General features: G+C 59.3%; 19 protein-coding genes. 10 read left to right on the top strand and 9 right to left on the bottom strand.

Annotation, left to right across the window (positions count from 1 at the left end):
- Positions 1-49: 49 nt before the first annotated feature.
- Positions 50-790: a CDP-diacylglycerol diphosphatase gene (locus tag GA0061100_RS01830; RefSeq protein WP_075850908.1), complete on the bottom strand. Its 741-nt coding sequence runs from the start codon at positions 788-790 to the stop codon at positions 50-52.
- 342 nt (positions 791-1,132) lie between these two features.
- On the opposite strand from GA0061100_RS01830, the gene ligA reads away from it, so the two are divergent.
- Positions 1,133-3,283 carry an NAD-dependent DNA ligase LigA gene (gene ligA, locus GA0061100_RS01825; RefSeq protein ID WP_075850907.1) on the top strand — a complete coding sequence of 717 codons (2,151 nt, stop codon included), beginning with the start codon at positions 1,133-1,135 and terminating at the stop codon, positions 3,281-3,283.
- 40 nt (positions 3,284-3,323) lie between these two features.
- Here ligA and GA0061100_RS01820 read toward each other — a convergent pair whose 3' ends face one another.
- Entirely contained in the window at positions 3,324-3,860 is a 537-nt protein-coding gene (locus GA0061100_RS01820; protein WP_075850906.1) for a GNAT family N-acetyltransferase, read from the bottom strand.
- 331 nt (positions 3,861-4,191) lie between these two features.
- On the opposite strand from GA0061100_RS01820, the gene GA0061100_RS01815 reads away from it, so the two are divergent.
- The 3 genes from GA0061100_RS01815 (at position 4,192) to GA0061100_RS01805 (ending at position 5,681) form a co-directional block, all read left to right on the top strand.
- Positions 4,192-4,515, top strand: coding sequence for an ArsR/SmtB family transcription factor (locus GA0061100_RS01815; protein ID WP_075850905.1), 324 nt, complete (start codon positions 4,192-4,194; stop codon positions 4,513-4,515).
- Between the two features lie 38 nt (positions 4,516-4,553).
- Positions 4,554-4,997, top strand: coding sequence for an SRPBCC family protein (locus tag GA0061100_RS01810; RefSeq protein WP_075850904.1), 444 nt, complete (start codon positions 4,554-4,556; stop codon positions 4,995-4,997).
- A 189-nt stretch (positions 4,998-5,186) separates the two neighbouring features.
- The gene (locus tag GA0061100_RS01805) at positions 5,187-5,681 is read left to right on the top strand and encodes a CreA family protein (protein ID WP_075850903.1); all 495 of its coding nucleotides are present in this window, start codon (positions 5,187-5,189) and stop codon (positions 5,679-5,681) included.
- Between the two features lie 270 nt (positions 5,682-5,951).
- Here GA0061100_RS01805 and GA0061100_RS01800 read toward each other — a convergent pair whose 3' ends face one another.
- The gene (locus GA0061100_RS01800; RefSeq protein WP_069612836.1) at positions 5,952-6,416 is read right to left on the bottom strand and encodes a chemotaxis protein CheW; all 465 of its coding nucleotides are present in this window, start codon (positions 6,414-6,416) and stop codon (positions 5,952-5,954) included.
- 450 nt (positions 6,417-6,866) lie between these two features.
- On the opposite strand from GA0061100_RS01800, the gene GA0061100_RS01795 reads away from it, so the two are divergent.
- Genes GA0061100_RS01795 through GA0061100_RS01785 form a run of 3 tightly spaced genes read left to right on the top strand, consistent with a single transcriptional unit; the run spans position 6,867 to position 9,524 of the window.
- Positions 6,867-7,469, top strand: coding sequence for an SCO family protein (locus GA0061100_RS01795; RefSeq protein WP_075850902.1), 603 nt, complete (start codon positions 6,867-6,869; stop codon positions 7,467-7,469).
- Between the two features lie 7 nt (positions 7,470-7,476).
- Positions 7,477-8,625 (top strand): FAD-dependent oxidoreductase, encoded by a 1,149-nt coding sequence (locus tag GA0061100_RS01790; protein WP_075850901.1) that lies wholly within the window; start codon positions 7,477-7,479, stop codon positions 8,623-8,625.
- Positions 8,626-8,645: 20 nt separating this feature from the next.
- Entirely contained in the window at positions 8,646-9,524 is an 879-nt protein-coding gene (locus tag GA0061100_RS01785; protein WP_075850900.1) for a 50S ribosomal protein L11 methyltransferase, read from the top strand.
- A gap of 202 nt (positions 9,525-9,726) precedes the next feature.
- On the opposite strand, the gene GA0061100_RS34795 is transcribed toward GA0061100_RS01785, so the two are convergent.
- Positions 9,727-9,867 carry a hypothetical protein gene (locus GA0061100_RS34795; RefSeq protein ID WP_167459807.1) on the bottom strand — a complete coding sequence of 47 codons (141 nt, stop codon included), beginning with the start codon at positions 9,865-9,867 and terminating at the stop codon, positions 9,727-9,729.
- Positions 9,868-10,210: 343 nt separating this feature from the next.
- Here GA0061100_RS34795 and GA0061100_RS01780 point away from each other — a divergent pair, with 343 nt between their 5' ends.
- Positions 10,211-12,046: an aminopeptidase P family protein gene (locus GA0061100_RS01780; RefSeq protein ID WP_075850899.1), complete on the top strand. Its 1,836-nt coding sequence runs from the start codon at positions 10,211-10,213 to the stop codon at positions 12,044-12,046.
- A gap of 51 nt (positions 12,047-12,097) precedes the next feature.
- Here GA0061100_RS01780 and GA0061100_RS01775 read toward each other — a convergent pair whose 3' ends face one another.
- Entirely contained in the window at positions 12,098-12,409 is a 312-nt protein-coding gene (locus tag GA0061100_RS01775) for an AzlD family protein (protein ID WP_075850898.1), read from the bottom strand.
- A 2-nt stretch (positions 12,410-12,411) separates the two neighbouring features.
- Positions 12,412-13,134, bottom strand: coding sequence for an AzlC family ABC transporter permease (locus GA0061100_RS01770; RefSeq protein ID WP_075850897.1), 723 nt, complete (start codon positions 13,132-13,134; stop codon positions 12,412-12,414).
- 237 nt (positions 13,135-13,371) lie between these two features.
- Between GA0061100_RS01770 and GA0061100_RS01765 the strand changes: the two genes are divergently transcribed.
- Entirely contained in the window at positions 13,372-13,623 is a 252-nt protein-coding gene (locus tag GA0061100_RS01765) for a DUF2164 domain-containing protein (RefSeq protein ID WP_075851844.1), read from the top strand.
- Between the two features lie 7 nt (positions 13,624-13,630).
- Here GA0061100_RS01765 and panB read toward each other — a convergent pair whose 3' ends face one another.
- Both panB and panC read right to left on the bottom strand, forming a co-directional pair.
- The gene (panB, locus tag GA0061100_RS01760) at positions 13,631-14,452 is read right to left on the bottom strand and encodes a 3-methyl-2-oxobutanoate hydroxymethyltransferase (RefSeq protein WP_075850896.1); all 822 of its coding nucleotides are present in this window, start codon (positions 14,450-14,452) and stop codon (positions 13,631-13,633) included.
- Position 14,453: 1 nt separating this feature from the next.
- Positions 14,454-15,329: a pantoate--beta-alanine ligase gene (gene panC, locus GA0061100_RS01755; RefSeq protein ID WP_075850895.1), complete on the bottom strand. Its 876-nt coding sequence runs from the start codon at positions 15,327-15,329 to the stop codon at positions 14,454-14,456.
- Positions 15,330-15,548: 219 nt separating this feature from the next.
- Here panC and GA0061100_RS01750 point away from each other — a divergent pair, with 219 nt between their 5' ends.
- Positions 15,549-16,946 (top strand): hypothetical protein, encoded by a 1,398-nt coding sequence (locus GA0061100_RS01750; protein ID WP_075850894.1) that lies wholly within the window; start codon positions 15,549-15,551, stop codon positions 16,944-16,946.
- Between the two features lie 6 nt (positions 16,947-16,952).
- Here the strand turns inward: GA0061100_RS01750 and GA0061100_RS01745 are convergent, their stop codons facing one another.
- On the bottom strand, positions 16,953-18,038 hold the full coding sequence (locus GA0061100_RS01745) for a glycosyltransferase family 4 protein (RefSeq protein WP_075850893.1): 1,086 nt from the start codon (positions 18,036-18,038) through the stop codon (positions 16,953-16,955).
- Between the last annotated feature and the right edge of the window lie 23 nt (positions 18,039-18,061).

Raw genomic sequence — 18,061 nt, 5'->3', positions numbered from 1 at the left:
TCCGTAAGATTCCGGGACGGCTGACGGACGAACTTTTACGCGACATGCACTAGAGCTGGCACTTGGGATCGATCATATCCTCAGCCGACCCGCGGGATTTGTGTGCTTCGTTTATTCTTGCGAGAATATAGAAACCATGCTGTCCGTCCGGCAATATCGAGCCAAAGACGCCAACCACGACGTTTTCCATATTGGAGCGGGCGCCATCAACGCCGTCTGCGACGAGCTTCAATGGGTTTAAATTCGTGAGGTCGTCGGCCGCATGGAAGGTTGCCCACCAACCCGCTTTGGTCTTCAGGTTTGTAAATCGGCCGCTTTCAATCTCCGTCGCATGACTCTTCAACAGAGCGGTAAAGCGAGGCGTCTCGCAGCCCATGTGGATATGAAGCCGATCTTGCGTGCGCCAACTGGCAGCGTTTATCGCCAGTGCAAAATTCTGTGGCGAAGCCTTCATTGCACGCGGATCGATTGCTGACAATTCTCTCCACGCTTCGCCGAAATAGTTCGGCGCTCCCGCAGCCAGAAGGCGTGGATCTTCGATACCGGGCACGTCGGCGAGCGGTGCAAGAATGGTTCGCTCTTTGTCCGCCGGCTCGCGAAGAACAACATACGAAGACATCGGGTCCTGCGACTGGACTATCTTGAGGCACGGATATGGTGAGCCTGTCAGGGTGGAGTTGATCTCGCACGCTCTAACGACCAGCCCCAAAGCAGAACGGCTGACGAAAGAGCTCATGATCATGACTGCAATAACGAGAGAAATAGAGAGAAGGGTAAGACGATGCTTCATGCGTGATGTCGAATTTCCGCTGATGATCCAATCATTTCCAGAGATCTGGTTCTCATAATAGCCTACCTTAAATCCCCTGCGATAGACACGGAAGAGCCCCAGTCTCAGGAATTGGATGGAGAACTCCACTAAGGCTGTCTGAACGCCGATATTTCCCGCATCTGTAACACCAAGGACGATCAATCATGGCGTAAAGTTGTCGTGAACTCTACCGTCACCATTGTTGGTCGGCGATTGAACGGCGGATTTTTCCCTTTGTTTTTACGTGCGCCGGGCTGAAAAGCGCTTCGCACTTTTCGCGGAAGTGCTCTAAAACATCTTCGAAATCGGGAGTGTAGATTCATGAGTACCGAACAGAAGCCCGTGGAAGATTTGAGCGAAGAGGAGGCGGCCGCGGCGCTTGCTTACCTGGCTGCGGAGATCGCACGCAACGACGCCCTTTATCATGGCAAGGATGCGCCGGAGATTTCGGATGCGGACTACGATGCACTTAAGCGGCGCAATGATGCGATCGAGGCTCGGTTTCCCGCATTGATTCGAGCCGACAGCCCCTCGCGCAGGGTAGGGGCCGCGCCGTCGGAGACCTTTGCGCCGGTTATCCATGCAAGGCCGATGCTCTCGCTCGACAATACGTTCTCGCAGGAGGACGTGGAGGATTTCGTCGCCAGCGTCTATCGTTTCCTCGGTCGCCTGCCGGACAATTCGATCGCCTTTACCGCCGAGCCGAAGATCGACGGTCTTTCCATGTCCATTCGCTACGAGAACGGCCGGATGGTCAGCGCTGCGACGCGTGGTGACGGCACGACGGGCGAGAATGTCACCGCCAATATCAGGACCATCCAGGAAATCCCGCAGACTCTGCCGGCAGGCGCACCCTCGGTTGTCGAGGTGCGCGGCGAGGTCTACATGGCCAAGAGCGACTTTCTGGCGCTCAACGCGCAAATGGAGGCCGAGGGCAAGCAGACCTATGTCAATCCGCGCAATACGGCTGCCGGCTCGCTGCGTCAGCTCGACGCGAAGGTGACGGCCAGCCGCAAGCTGAAATTCTTCGCCTATGCCTGGGGCGAGATGTCCGATATGCCCGCCGACACGCAATATGGCATGGTGCAGATCTTCAAATCCTGGGGCTTCCCGGTCAATCCGCTGATGGAGCGGCTGAGCTCGGTTGCCGACATTCTCGGTCATTACGAAGAGATCGGCCTGCAGCGCCCATATCTCGACTATGATATCGACGGCGTTGTCTACAAAGTCGACAGCCTGGAACTGCAGGCCCGCCTTGGCTTCCGTTCGCGCTCGCCACGTTGGGCGACGGCGCATAAATTCCCCGCGGAACAGGCGTTCACGCGTCTGGTCGGCATCGATATCCAGGTCGGCCGCACCGGCGCGCTGACGCCGGTCGCCCGCCTCGAGCCGATCACGGTCGGCGGTGTTGTCGTGACCAATGCGACGCTGCACAATGCCGATTACATCAAGGGTATCGGCAACAAGGACGAGCTGATCCGCGACGGCCGCGATATCCGCGTCGGAGACATGGTGATCGTGCAGCGCGCGGGCGATGTCATCCCGCAGATCGTCGATGTCGTCATGGAGAAGCGCGAGCCTTCGAGCACGCCTTACGAGTTCCCGAAAGTGTGTCCGGTCTGCGGCAGCCATGCGGTGCGCGATATCAACGAGAAGACCGGTAAGGTCGATGCGGTTACGCGTTGCACAGGCGGTTTCATATGCCGGGCGCAGGCGACCGAGCATCTCAAGCATTTCGTCTCGCGCAATGCCTATGACATAGAGGGGCTGGGCTCGAAGCAGATCGATTTCTTTTTCGAGAGCGAGGACCCGGCGCTGCAGGTGCGGATCGCGCCGGACATTTTCACTTTGGAGAGACGTCAGCAGACGTCGCTTGCGAAGCTGGAGAACATCGACGGCTTCGGCAAGGTCAGTGTCGGCAAGCTCTATGCCGCGATCAATGAGCGGCGGCAGATCGCCTTGCATCGCTTCATCTTCGCGCTCGGCATCCGCCATGTCGGCGAGACGACAGCCAAGCTGCTGGCGCGATCCTATGGCACTTATGCGGCCTTCGAGACAGGGATGAAAGAAGCGGCACCCCTTAGCGGCGATGCGTGGAACGATCTCAACAATATCGAGGGTATCGGCGAAGTGGTGGCGCGGGCCATCGTCGAATTCTACAAGGAGCCGCGCAATACCGAAGTTATCGCCAGGCTCCTGGAGGAAGTTCAGCCGCAAGAGGCAGAGCAGCCGGTGACTTCTGGCAGTCCAGTCGCCGGCAAGACGGTCGTCTTTACGGGCTCGCTGGAAAAGTTCACTCGCGACGAGGCCAAGGCGAAGGCGGAGAGCCTTGGAGCCAAAGTTTCCGGTTCGGTGTCGAAGAAGACGGATATCGTCGTGGCCGGGCCGGGTGCGGGCTCGAAGCTCGACAAGGCGCGCGAGTTCAATGTCCAGGTCATGACGGAAGACGAGTGGCTGGATTTGATAGGCTGATGACAGGCGGCGGAAACACAATCCGCCGCCTCTCCATTGTTCAGAATTTCAGGCGCGCCATCGTGAATGCATCGACGTATTTGCCGTTGCGGAAACCGAAAGCGCGCAGACGCCCCTCGGTTTCGAACCCGAATTTTTCGTAGAGGGCGATCGCCCGCGCATTGTCGACATAGACGGTCAGTTCCAGTCGCTTGATCGCCAGCCAGTTGTCGGCGGTGTCGACAAGGGCGCCTAACAGCGCGGAGCCGATGCCGCAGCCAGTAAAATCGTCATGCACGCCCATGCCGATGTTGGCGCTATGAATCCGCCGGCCGATAAGTCGGTTCATGCCTGCATTGCCGACGATCTGCCCGTCAAGCACGGCGACAAGGCCGGTCGAGTTGGGCGACGACTTCTCCAACCATTGCCGTGTTTCCTCGACGCTTTGAAAGGGCAGGCGAAGCGTACCGGCGCGGAAGCCGGGGAGATTAGCGATTGCCGCGATCCCTTCTGCGTCGGACGGGCGCGAGGCACGAATCTCGACTGCGCCGATTTTGCCTGATCGTCGTTTGGCGGGTTCTTGCTCTTCGAAAGACATGGGCTCTCCTTGATATTCATGAGGAGAGCAAGGAAACTTCAACCCTGCTCGCCTCGGCAGGGTTGAGATGGATCGCAGTCAGCTCAGCGCAACACAGCTTCCACTCGCCCTGCAGGGGGAGAGATGGTGTGAAGGTGCATCACTTTGGCGCGGTTTGCGATCATGGGCGGATGATCTGATGCGATCTGAAGGTTGTCAATCGTTCGTTGCACGAATTCTTGATCGCCGTGTCACCGAAGCGGAACGGAATTGCCTCGTCTTACGTATGGCTTGACAGGCAACTATTTGGTTGCCTATAAGTAAGAAAAGGCAACCAAATGGTTTCATATCAGTGAATGATGATGCAGTCTTCAAGGCGCTGGCGGATGCCAGCCGGCGACAATTGCTCGACAGGCTCCATGAGCAGAACGGGCAGACCTTGAATGCGCTCTGCGAGGATCTGGATATGAGCCGCCAGGCGGTCGCCAAGCACCTTGTCATTCTGGAGGAGGCTAATTTGATCTCTTCGGAGAAGCATGGGCGCGAGAAGCTGCATTTTATCAACGCAGTCCCGATCAACGGTATTGCCGAACGCTGGATCAACAAGTTCGAACGACAGCACTTGAGCGCGCTCTCTGCCTTGAAGAAGGCGCTGGAAGACGAGGGCGAGCAATGACCTCGATCACCAAGAAAATTCAAGCAAGGAGAAATGACATGACCGGAAGCAAATTCGTCTACGTCACCTTCATCCGCACCACGCCGGAAAAGCTCTGGTCGGCACTGACCACGCCGGAATTCATCAGGCAATATTGGTTCGACATGGTGCATGACACGGATTGGGAGATCGGCTCGCCTTGGAGAATGCTCTTTCCGGATGGCCGTGTCGCCGATATGGGGGAGATCGCCGAGTTCGACCCGCCGCGACGGCTCGCCATCAAATGGCGCAACGAGTGGCGCTCCGAACTAAAGGCCGAAGGCTGGTCACGTTGCGTGATGGAGCTGGAGCCGGCGGATGGCGTCGTGAAGTTGACCGTCACCCATACGATCGAGGTCGAAAACTCCAAGTTCATCGAGGCGGTTTCCGGCGGTTGGCCGAAGATCCTGTCCAACCTCAAATCGCTGCTGGAAACCGGAACGGTCGCAATCAGCCAGAAATGAGATGATGCGTTACCTGAGTGTGTTCGGACGTCGTTGCTTTGGCGGCGGCGTCCACCGTGCAGATTGCCGCGTATCGATCGTAAGGCGTTGCTGCGCGGATATAAGCCGTCCCACCTTGCATCGCTCATGGGCCATCTTACCTTAGCCAAGCCGCTCTTGCTCCCGGCGGCTGTTGTTGGAGGATGATCGATGCGTTCACCCAAATTCTTTGCCGCCGTTGCCGCGTCTTTTCTGGCTCTGGCGCCCGTTTCCGCTTCCGCCGAAGTTGTCGGCAAGGTCGGTGTGGACTGGACGGGCAATGATATTCTGATCGATGCCGTGCCGGATCCCGAGGTCACGGGCGTCACGTGCCATGTGACCTATTTCGACCGCAGCGTGATCGACCGGCTGCGCAAGGGCAACTGGTTCGAAGATCCTTCCAACAATTCCATCGCCTGCCGTCAGACTGGCCCAATCGAGATCGGCAATATCAATCTGTCCGAGAGCGGTGAAGAGGTGTTTCGCGCCGGGTTGTCGCTCATCTGGAAGAAGCTGGTCGTCACCCGTATCTATGACAAGAAGAACGATACGCTGGTCTATCTCATCCATTCGCGGCAGTTGACGGATGGTTCCGCCAAGATGGCCATTTCGACAATCCCCTTGTTCGGCCAGCAGGTTACGTGGAAGAATGGCAAGCCGAATTGACGGTATTTCTTTACCTCTAAAATAACTCGTAGAAAGATAATACCAAAAAAAGTCATACTCTTGGGTTGTCGAATTCCTTCTAGTTGCTTTCGGTTTGCACCTTTTTGATGCAATTTCGAAGGCGAACAGCGAGGCGACTCTCGCCCCTGTTCACGGCCTGCAAGACCGTGTCGTTGGCTACACCCCTGCCAAAACCGGTTACATAAAAAGCGATCGCCCTGGAGCTTGGCTTCAGGGCGATCTTCTTTTTGATGAGCTAACTTATTGAAATCAGGCTGCCTGCGCCAACTGATCCGCAATGACCGTATCGAGGTTGAGGAAGCAGACCATGGTCTTTTCCAGCGCCACGATGCCGCGGCAGAAGGCGCGCTGTGCCTCGGGGATGATTTCCGGAGCCGGCTGGAGATCTTCGCTCTTGATCGACATCATATCCGACACCTGTTCGACCAGCAGACCGACCAGCTTGCCGGCAATATCCGTGACGATGATCGCCGAGCGCTCCGAAGGTTCCGTCATCTTCATGCCGAGACGGCAGGCCATATCGATGACCGGGATGACCGCGCCGCGCAGGTTGATGAGACCGAGGACGTAAGGCGGCGTGTGCGGCATCGGCGTCACTGGCGCCCAGCCGCGGATTTCGCGGATAGCCATGATGTCGATGCAGAATTCCTGATCGCCAAGGTGAAAAGAGACGATTTCCAGATAGGTGCCCGATTGCTTGATGGCGTTCGTCATGTTCGAGAACTTCCCGTTTGGCATCGCCGCAAGCGACGCTCGCGATTGAAAAGAGAGATCGGCTGGAGCGGCTTGGGCAGCGGCAGCGTCCGGTGCTTTGGCAAAAAATACGCCTGGCGTTCCGGCGGGCGTCATGCCCTTCTGGGATAAAGAGGTTTGCCGCGCTTTCGGGCGGCGGGCGAAGTCGAGTTCGACCTTTGACGCAGATGTTGGCGCGGACTGGTTAGGATTGGTTTAACATGAATGCAGATTTCGCCTTACCGGACCGAGAAGAGCGGGAAAGCGGACCGAACGGGGCTTGAAAGATCTCCATTTCCACCCTGCGACGATTTCGGCCTCTTCTGAACATCTTCTTGAATTGCGTCCTCCACTTCGAGCCGTTACATCGGCAGGTGAGTTGGCCGTGCGCATCTGGGCGCGGTTGCCGGGGGTTGGTGAGGAATGGCAGACATGAGAAGCGTGCGGATTGCAGTTTGGGTGGCCGTGTTGATCGTGGCCGGACTATTGGGCTGGTTTAGCTTTGGTGGCGGCAAGTCACCTGAGGTAGCCGCGTCCGGGCCTTATGGCGTGCCCTTTACGCTCGTTTCCCAGAGCGGCCAGCCGATCAGCGATCAGGCGTTCCGCGGCAAGCCGTCGGCCGTTTTCTTCGGCTATACGCATTGCCCCGATGTCTGCCCGACGACGCTGTTCGAGCTGAACGCCTGGCTGCAGAAGGTCGATCCTGATGGTAGCAAGCTCAATGCCTATTTCGTGACCGTCGACCCTGAGCGCGATACGCCTGCCATCATGGACCAATACGTCTCTAACGTTTCCAAGCGCATCACCGGAATTTCCGGCGATCCCGCCAAGGTGATGGATATGGTCAAGGGATTCCGTGTCTATGCCAAGAAGGTGCCGGCCGACGACAAGCAACCGAATGGTGACTACACCATGGATCACACCGCTTCCGTCTTCCTGCTGGATTCGCAGGGCCGCTTTGCCGGTACCATCGCCTATGAAGAGGACCCGGACGTGGCGGTGAAGAAATTGGAGAACCTGGTCAAGAAGGGATAGGGCCTGCATGGGCGAGGGGATTGGCGGAGAGGGAAAATCAAGATCGATCCTGATCGTAGGGGCTGGGCCGGTTGGTCTTACTGCCGCTCTGGAGCTTGCCCGTCGCGGCTTCTCGCCGCGGATTGTCGATGATGGCACTGGTCCGACGCCGCTGGAGGAAAGTCGGGCGCTCGGGGTCAATGCGCGCACGCTGACGCTGTTGTCTCCTTCTGGCGTCGCGGAGCGCATCATCGTCGCTGCCCAGCCGATCGAGCAGTTTCGTGTCCGTTCGGCCGAGAAAGTCCTGATCCAGCTCGATACCCGCCAGCTGCAGGGCCGCTTCAGTGCTATTCGAGCCCTGTCGCAGGGGCAAACCGAGCGCCTGTTGCTGGAGGCGCTGTCGTCCTATGGTATCGAGCCCGAATGGCGGACCGCGGTGATGGCGGAGGCCATATCGGACTTTCAGAGGCCGGAAGTGACACTTCGCCGGGCTGACGGCACATCGGAAACCGTGCGGCCGGATATATTAATCGGTGCGGATGGAGCCCATTCCGTCGTGCGCAAAGCGCTCGGCGCCGGCTTTCCGGGCGAGGCGTTGGAGGCGTCCTTCTATCTTGCCGATTTCCGTTATGCCGGTCCGGTCGATACCCGTTTTGGCGAAGTCTCGATCTTCGATCCCGGCATGGTCGCGCGCTTGCCCGTATCGGCCGACATCATCCGCTATATTTCGACGCTCGAAGATTTCGAACGCCGCATCGCTCATCCGTCGGCCGTTGCGGAAAGAACCTGGGCCTCGCAGTTCCGCATTCACTTCCGGCATGTCGAGCCGATGGCCAAGGGCAACGTCTTTCTTGCCGGCGATGCAGCGCATATTCATTCGCCGGCCGGCGCGCGCGGCATGAACCTCGGTATCGAAGACGCCTGCTGGCTTGCGTGGCTCATTGCGGAAGGTCGCGAACAGGAGTATTCGGCCTTGAGAATTCCTGCCGTGAAGCAGGTATTGAAGCAGACCTATAGCCTGACGCGACTGGTGACCATGGAAAATCCGCTGGCGATCGCCGCGCGCAATCTGTTTGCGCCGCTGTTCTTGCGCTTCGGCCCGGCTCGTCGGACATTGCTTCGAAGCGTTGCCGGCTATGATACGCCAAGGCCACCCTGGATCGACTGGGCCGAATAGGAACGAGAAAGAGCGACGAGTTGAGTGAAATCCGCCTTTATGTAACGACGACCGAGAAAAAGGCCGAACAGGTTATGGACCTGATGACGCCGGTATTCGAAGACGAAGAATTGCCGATCGCAACGACGGAAATCGACGAGAAGAACGATATCTGGGAAGCGTCGATCTATCTGTATACCGCGGATGAGGAAGAGGTCCGCGGTCGTTTCGAAGCACTGCTGAAGCCTGCCTTTGCAGATCTCGCCATCCAGAAGGAGGTGCTTCCCGATATCGACTGGATCGCCAAGTCGCTGGAAGGGTTGAAGCCCGTGCGCGCCGGCCGCTTCCTGGTGCACGGTTCGCATGATCGCGACAAGGTCGGCCCCAGCGATATCGCCATCGAAATCGAAGCGGGGCAGGCATTCGGCACCGGTCATCATGGGACGACGGCGGGCTGCCTGGAGACGATCGAGAAGGTTCTTGCGAGCCGCCGCGTGCGCAACGCGCTCGATCTCGGGACGGGCAGCGGCGTGCTCGCGATCGCGGTGCGCAAGCTCCGCAACATTCCGGTTCTGGCAACCGATATCGATCCGGTCGCTGTCCGTGTCGCGCGGGAAAATGTCCGCAGCAACGGCATCGCCTCGGGGATTGCGCTTGAGACGGCTCCGGGATTTCACTCCACGGCCTTTTCCCGTCATGGGCCGTTCGACCTCATCATCGCCAATATCCTGGCGCGGCCTCTCATCAAGATGGCGCCGCAGCTTGTGGCCCATCTGGCGCCGGGTGGTTCGGTGATTCTTTCCGGTATCCTTGCCGAGCAGCGCTGGAAGGTTTTGGCGGCTTACAACGGCGCGAATCTGCGCCACGTACGCACGATCTGGCGCAATGGCTGGGTCACAATCCATCTTGACCGGCCTTGAGCCGGTCGCTTCCTCGGATTTGGTTTAGGCAAACAAAAAAGGCGGTGCCGAAGCACCGCCTTAAGACCGGTTTTCACCGATCTTGCCCGCGAGCGTGTGGAGGAGGAGTGCTCAAGCGGGCTCTAAGCGTTCTGATCATAATCCGAGAGGGAGGAGGAGAACCGGATTGCGATCGACTTGGAACGCGTAGATCGTAAACTTCTTAGCGGCGATCGCCGCGGCTTGCGCCGATTGCCTTGGAGGTTTCGACTTCGAGCTGACGAAGTGAACCGACGGAATGGCGTACGGTACGACGCTCGCCAGCCAGCGCCGGGCTAACATATGCGGAGCGAGAGATAGGCATTGTCTTAAGTCCTTAGTTTGAGCTGGTTCTTCGTGAACCCCGTTTGATGCGCCGGATATAACGACTCGCTCGTCTGAGTGGCAGGGGGGAGGTTTCATGGGAGCTATGCGCGATATGCATATTTCGTGCCGTGAAGTTGTCATATTCGGTAGGTGATGCTCACGAAATGGGCGGATTCGTTAACGGCCAGAGATGGGATCGAGCGCTCTCATATGGTGCGATGTTGTCGTTGTTTCGCATATCGTCTCAATGATCTAAAATCACGTCGCACTTCCAACTATCATGCTCTAACATACTGGCACCATTCGGTTTCACGGATTCTCCACCAGTCTCGGATCAGCTCATGTTTCAGTCTTTCGACGTCACTTCCACCCCGCAATTCGGCCGCGAACGTGTTGCCGGTCTGCGTGCCGCCTTCGGTGATCTCGGCATTGACGGCTTCCTCGTGCCGCGAGCCGACGAGTATCAGGGCGAGTACGTGCCCAAATGCTCGGAGCGTCTCGCATGGCTCACGGGTTTCACTGGATCGGCAGGTGTTGCGCTTATCACACACTCCCAGGCCGTGGTATTCGTGGATGGCCGTTATGTGACGCAGCTCGCTGAGCAGGTGGACCGCAGCGTCTTCAGCGGTGGCGATCTGGTGAACGAGCCGCCGCACATCTGGTTGCCACGCCATGCCAAAAAGGGTTTCCGGCTCGGCATCGATCCGTGGCTGCATACGGGCGCGGAAGTGCGCCGGCTGGAAAAGGCGCTGGCCGAGATCGACGGCAAGCTCGTCTTCCTGCCCCACAATCCGCTTGACAGGCTGTGGACGGATCGTCCGGCCGAGCCGCTTGGCGGCGTCATCATCCAGGATATCGGTCAAGCCGGCGTTCTGGCCAGGGACAAGCTTGTGGCGATCGCCAATGGCCTCAAGGAAAAGAACCTCAAGGCCGTGCTGATCACCGATCCGTCCTCGGTTGCCTGGATCTTCAATATCCGCGGCAGCGACGTGCCGCACACGCCGCATCCGTTGGCGCGTGCCATCATCTATGCGGAAGGGGAAGCGGCACTCTTTCTCGACAAGCGCAAGACCAAGGTCGAGGCGGAAGCCTATCTGACGCAGATCTGCGAGCAGCTGCCCCCGTCCGAACTTACCAGGCGTCTGGCCGCTGCGGCTGCGAATGGCGGGCGAATCCTGGTCGATCCGGATCTTGCGTCCTACGCCTTGACCGATATCATCCGTCGCGAGGGCGGAGAGGTCGTGGAGGGCAATGACCCTGCCAAGCTGCCGCGCGCCTGCAAGAACGCCGCTGAAATCAATGGTTCCGCGGCTGCGCACCTGCAGGATGGCGCCGCCATGGTCGAGTTCCTCTACTGGCTCGAGACGAGCAAGCCTGGAACGGTGACGGAAATCGTCGCGGCGGAGCGGCTGGAAGCCTGCCGCGCCCGCGTCGGCGAGAGCATGCAGAACCCGCTGAAAGACATTTCCTTCGACACGATCTCCGGGGCCGGCGAGCACGCAGCGATCATGCATTACCGCGTGACAACGGCGAGCGACCGGTTGATCCAGGCTGGCGAGCTGTTCCTGATCGATTCAGGCGCACAATATATCAACGGCACGACGGACATTACCCGTACCGTCGGTATCGGTTCCGTTTCCGAAGAGCAGAAGCGTCTCTTCACGCTGGTGCTCAAGGGGATGATCGCGATCAGTACGGCACGTTTCCCGAAGGGCACGCGCGGTTGCGATCTCGATCCGCTGGCGCGCATCGCGCTCTGGAAGGCGGGCGTCGATTTCGCCCATGGCACAGGCCACGGCGTCGGCTCCTATCTTTCCGTGCATGAGGGGCCGCAGCGCATCGCGCGTCTTGCCGTACAGGAGTTGCTCCCCGGCATGATCCTTTCCAACGAACCCGGCTACTATCGTCCGGGCCATTTCGGCATCCGCATCGAGAACCTGATCTACATCCGCGATCCGGAAGAGATCGAGGGTGGCGACATGCCGATGCTCGGCTTTGAGACGCTGACCTTCTGCCCGATCGATCGCAGCCTGGTGCTCGTCGAACTGCTGACGCATGAGGAACTGCACTGGCTGAACGAATATCACATGCGGACGCGCGAGGCGCTGATGCCGCTGATCCATGATCACGATATCCGGGCATGGCTGGAGAACGCTACGCTCGCGCTTAGCCACTGAGACGTATGAACCCCATCCCGCCTCGAAACGGGATGGAGATCTCTCAATGCCTCAAGTACCGATGGAATGGCGCCATGCCATCACGACGATCCATCCGGCGACGAGCATATAGGTCGATGGGTAGCGCAGACCGACGAGGAGGGCTGCGAGCATCGCCACCTTGATATCCCAGCCGCCGATGAAGAAGGCGGGTGCGACGAGGGTCGTAAGGACAGCGGCGGGCACGGCATTCAGCGCGGCTTCGACGCGCGGCGGAATGCGCGTCATCTTGACAATGAGGATGTAGCCGCCGATGCGCGTGAGGAACGTCACGACGGCTGCGGCCGCGATCAGCAGGACCATATGCGAATTGAAATCGAGCATGGTCAGACCTCGTGACTTTCATGAGCGATATCAGGTTTGCGGTTCGCCTTCACCGGCGGCAGTACCGCGGCAAGGGCGACGCCCGCCAGCGCACCGATGCTGACATGCCAGGGCGAGCCGACATAATGGTGTGCGATTGCCGATGCCACGGCGCTGGCGGCAACGACCGGCAGGAAATTGTCTCTCTTGCGGAAGCCCATGACGATGCCGAGGAAATAGATCGGCAGCAGGATGTCGAGGCCGATGGCTTTCGGATCTCCGATCAGGCTGCCTAGAAGGCCGCCGATCAGGCTGATGATCACCCAGGGAATATAGACCATCGCCGCAAAGCCGATGTACCAGGCGAAGGTCACGGACTTGCCGCTCTCGTGGCGCTTGATCGTTTCTGCAAATTGCGGATCGACCAGCAAGAAGAAGGTGAAGAACTTCTCCACCCCGGAAAAGTGCCTGATGTAGCGCGCGATCGCCGCCGAATAGAGCACATGGCGGAAATTCACCGCCAGGATCGACAGCACGATGAGCCAAGCTTGGACATTGTGGCCGAAGAGATCCAGCCCCACCATCTGGCTGGCGCCGGCATAGACGGTGCCGCTCATCAGGGTCAATTCGCCGAGTGACATGCCTTGGTCGCGTGCCAGTGCACCGAAGAGGGCGCCGAAGGGCGCCGCAGCGAGGCCGACGGGAATGCCGCCCTTCAAGCCTTCAAGAAATTCCGCGCGACTCATGGTCCGCTTTGTCCTTTGTGGAAAATCCGACGCTTTCGCCCGGATGCCGTGTCGAGGGCGCACATTCCGCATGGGAAACAACGATAGTTGCACCCCTTGCGCATTTGTTGCCGCGCTGTTCAATGGCGGGAGGTGTAAGCCGTGCCTGTAGAACCAGCAATTGAATTTCCTTGATGGATCAATTGATTTCCTTGATCCAGGTCCTTGGGTGCGCTTGTGAAATGGGAGATGGGCAAGATGAAGAAAATCACTTTTGCGAAGGAGGAGAAGGCAGCCATGGTCGCCCGCCTCCAGCGCTATTTCGCCGACGAGCTCGACCAGACGCTCGGCACGTTGCCCGCCGAATTCCTGCTCGATTTCTTCACCGCCGAGATCGGTCCTTATTATTACAATCAAGGTCTGCGGGATGCTCATGCCGCATTGGTAAGCAAGATCGAGGATTTCGGTGAGGCGATCTATCTGCTGGAGAAGGAGCCGGCCAAGAGCTGACGGCGCCTCATTTCTTCGGCTGGAAGGTGTGCTCAACAGCCGGGAAAGTGCGGGCCTTCACTTCCTCGGCATAGGCTTCCGTCGCTTTCGAGATCATGGGCGCCAGCTCTGCGAAATGCTTGACGAAGCGCGGCTTGAAATCGTTGAACAGGCCGAGCATGTCGTCGGAAACGAGGATCTGCCCGTCGCAGGCGGCAGATGCGCCGATACCGATGGTGGGAATGGCGATGGCGGCGGTAATCTCTCGGGCGAGCGGCTCGATCGTGCCTTCGATCACCACGGCGAAGGCGCCGGCTTCGGAAATCGCTTTAGCATCGCGCCGGATCTTGTCGGCTTCCTTCTCCGAGCGGCCAAGCGAGCGATAGCCGCCGGTCGTGTTCACCTGCTGAGGCATCAGCCCGACATGACCGAAGACCGGAATGCCGCGAGAGGTCAGGAAGGAGACGGTTTCAGCCATTTCCTCACCGCCCTCCAGCTTCACGCCATCGCAGCTGGTTTCTTTGAGGATTCGCGCGGCATTGCGAAAGGCTTGCTCCTTTGATTCCTGGTAGGAGCCGAAGGGCAGGTCGACGATGACGCAGGCATGCTTGGCGCCGCGCATGACGGCCTGGCCATGGGCGATCATCATCTCCATCGTAACGCCGACAGTCGTTTCCATCCCGTAGAGCACCATGCCGAGGGAATCGCCGACCAGAAGCAGGTCGCAATGCGGGTCGAGCAGGCGGGCGATCGGCGTCGTATAGGCTGTCAGGCTGACGATCGGGCGCGTGCCTTTCATCGCCTCGATGGCGGCAGGCGTCGTGCGCTTGGTGTGTCCGACGGTGCTCATCTCAGGCGGTCCTTTCGTTGGTGGACGGCCTGCGACGGATGACACTGTTGTCGAGCAGGCGGGTGGTGCCGATGCGGACGAATAACGCAACGAGGATCGGCTGCCCCTGCAATTTGCTCAGCGGCTCCAGCGTTTCGGGATGACGAACGGCGGCGACTTCCACAGTCGCAAGCGGTTCCTTGCCGATGAAGGCCTGTAGTGCTTCTTCGAGTGCGGTGGGGTCATCCGCGCCGAGATCATAGAGTTTTTCGGCTTCCGCCAGTGCCTTGGGAACGATGACGGCAGCAGCGCGCTCTTCCCTCGTCAGATAGACGTTGCGCGAAGAGAGCGCCAAGCCATCGCTATCGCGGACGGTCGGTATCGGCACGACACGAACGGGCTGTGCAAGATCCTCGACCATGCGGCGGATGATTGCCACCTGCTGGTAATCCTTCTCGCCAAAATAGGCGCTGTCGGGCTGGACAATATTGAAGAGCTTGGTGACGACGGTGGCAACACCGGCGAAATGGCCCGGGCGAACCGCACCTTCCAGCTCCGCGCCGAGCTTCGGCACGTCAACGACGGTTTGCATCGGGCGCGGATACATGTCGATGACACCGGGTGCGAAGAGAAAGTCGACGCCGGCATCACGCAACATTGCACTGTCACGCTCGAGATCGCGCGGATATTTCGCCAGATCCTCGTTGGCGCCGAATTGCAGCGGATTGACGAAAATGGAGGTGACGACGACGTCGTTCTCGGCTTTGGCGCGGGAAACCAGTTCCATATGGCCTGCATGCAGGTAGCCCATGGTCGGCACCAGGCCAATGCACCTGCCGACCTTGCGATGTTCGCCAAGCCTTTCGCGCAGGGCGGCTATCGTGTTGATGACGTCCATGGTGGCGCTCCTCCGCAAGCTACGCCCGTTCCAAGCTGCCTGCTTCCATCCCTCGAATTGGCCGCGACTTCTAACGTGTGCGGTGCAAAAAGGCAATTCAAGCAGGCTTGCGGGCAGCAACGGCAAATCCGCATTGCGCTTCATCGATTTTGCCAACAGGCGCGGCACTACCTCGTCCGGATTAGCGCTTTCCTCAATCTTTTGCTGTTAGCTGCCAGCATGGCAAAGATCGTGGCGTTGGCTGCATATTTCTATCAGGCGGCAGTGGCTTTCGGGCTGCTGATCGCGGTGGCGCATCTGCTGGCTCCGGCGGATTATGCTGCCTATTCGCTGTTCATCTCGATCAGCCAGTTCGCGGCGATTTTCTGTTTCGAATGGGTCCGCTTTGCCTGCAGCCGCTTCTATCCTGGGCAGGGGCCTGGAAGCGAGGCATTGGAGCGCAAGGCGCTGACGGTGGAATTTGCGGTGTGCTCGGCAATCTGCCTGATTGCCGCCTCGGCTTCGATCTTCTTTTCGGTCTCGGCAGAGATTGCCGTGCTTGGCGGCCTGGTCGCGATCTTCCAGGGCGGCAGCGACCTGCATCTTACCATGCTGCGCTTCCGTCAGGAGTTTCGCGTCTTTTCGCGACTGCAGGGTTCGCGCGCTACTATTCTGGCAATCGGTACACTTGCGGGTACTGCCATTGCTCCGACTTTCACTTATACCGTCGTCGGTCTGTTGGTCGGCTATCTTGCCTATGGACTCCTCGCGGCGTTTCTGACCCGCAACAGTCTTCACGAGGCGGCTTCGTTCGAGAAGGCGCTGGTGCCCAAGCATTTTGTGTATGGCAGCGTTGCGGCGAGTGCCTCCGTTATCGGCATGCTGTCGCCGTTGGGATTGAAATCGATCCTCACGGCAACGCTGGGGGCGGGTGGTGCCGCCGGTGCGCTTCTGGCGCTTGATCTGCTGCAGAGACCCTTCGTCCTGATCGTTTCTGCCCTGCAGGCCATTCAATATCCCGATGTCGTCACGACCTATGATCGCGATGGGAGAACGCCTGCCTTTGCCAAGCAGCTCGGGCAGTATTACTCGCTGCTGACCGGTCTCACGCTCATGACCGCCGCCGGCATTTTTGCGCTGCTGCAGCCTGTCGGGCAATTGGTCATCGCTGCCGGTCTGCGCAATGAGTTTCTCTCCGTTGCCCCCTTTGTCATCGGTCTTGCGACATGCCGTGCGCTGACGGCCAACATGATGCCCACGCCTGCACATCTGCAGCACCGGCTGTTGACGATCTTCCTGCTTGCAGCGCTGGATTGCGTACTGCTGAACGCGGGCACGCTCATCGGCGGCTATCTCGGTTCTTTCGGCGACGTTGCCCTTATGGCCGGTGGTATGATCGGCGCGCTGTGTGCCATGGCGATCGGCGTGAAAGTGATGATGTCTCTTGCCTTCGATTTTGTCTGGCCGCCCGTCGTCTTCTCCGCTATCGGCCTCGCCGTCCCAGTGCTGGCGACGGCCGGTTTCGGCTATTCGCTATGGATATCGGTGGCGGTCGGCGTAGTCGGTGGCGCGCTCTTCTGTCTGCTTGGCCTCTACAGTTACTTCGTCACGATGTTCCGGCCGCAGTTCGGGTCCTGAAGTCTCTTAGAGATCTTCCAGAATGGACAATACGCGATCGGCGCTGCCGTCCCAGGAGAAGCGCGTGACGTTCTCATGGCCGCGTCGGCGCAGATCCTGCCGCAATACCTCGTCAGTGGCGATCCTTCGCATGGCGGAGACAAGCTCATCCTGTCGGAAGGGATCGAAGTAGAGTGCGGCATCGCCCGATGCCTCGCGCACGGCAGGAATATCGGCCGCAAGCACCGGGCAGCCCTGCGTCATGGCCTCCAGCGGCGGAATGCCGAAACCTTCGTAGAGGCTCGGGAAAACGAAAGCCGTGGCATGGCGCTCCAGGGCGGCGATTTCCGCGTCCTCGAGCCGGCCGGGAAAGAGCAGGCTGCCGTTCGATTGCTGGCCTTCCGATTTGAAGACGGTCGGCGCGGAGCCGCCGACGACCACGAGCTTCTGATTGTCATCCTTGAGCGCCTCGAAGGCGTGGATGGCGAAATCGAGATTCTTGTTCGGCTTCATCGTCCCGACGAGCAGGAAGAAGCCGTTCGTCTTCAGGCCAAGCCGCTCGATGACGGCCTCATCCGGCTCGATGGCGGCGTAGTGATCGACGGCATTGTAGACGACGTCGATGCCGGCCGTGGGAACCCGGAACACGGAGGCGAGTTCCTGTCGCGAGAATTCGGAGACGGTGCCGATCTTGGCGGTGCGTGTCAGCACCGTGCCGAGCGCTCCATGCAGCAGGCGGTAGCTGCGCTTGAAGGACTGCGGATGGCGGAAGATCGTCACGTCATGGATGACGACAGCTTGGCGGCGATGCAGGAGCGGCCCGCTGCCGCCAAAGCCGATGAGCCGGCTGCCGCGTGAGCGGGAAAGTAGGGATGTCTGTTCCCAGACATGCCCAGGCCCGGTGCCGAAACGATCGATTTCGATAGCGGTGAGCCTGATGTCGATGGGCGTGTTGCGCGGCACGGCCAGACGCCAGCGTGCGCCCTTCAGCGAGGCGGGCAGGGCGCCTGAGGAAATCTTGCGGTCGAGCGCCAAGGTGAGCTCGCGCGCGAAGCGCTGCACGCCTGACAAGGGCTGGCCGAGGAAACGCCCGTTGATGACAATCGACTGCACGCCAAGGATCCCGATATCTCAGA

It is taken from the genome of Martinezella hainanensis (assembly GCF_900094555.1).
GTDB classification, from domain to species: domain Bacteria; phylum Pseudomonadota; class Alphaproteobacteria; order Rhizobiales; family Rhizobiaceae; genus Rhizobium; species Rhizobium hainanense.
The sequence above is the reverse complement of the archived record's forward strand: the minus strand, read 5'-3'. Positions and strand labels throughout refer to the sequence as shown.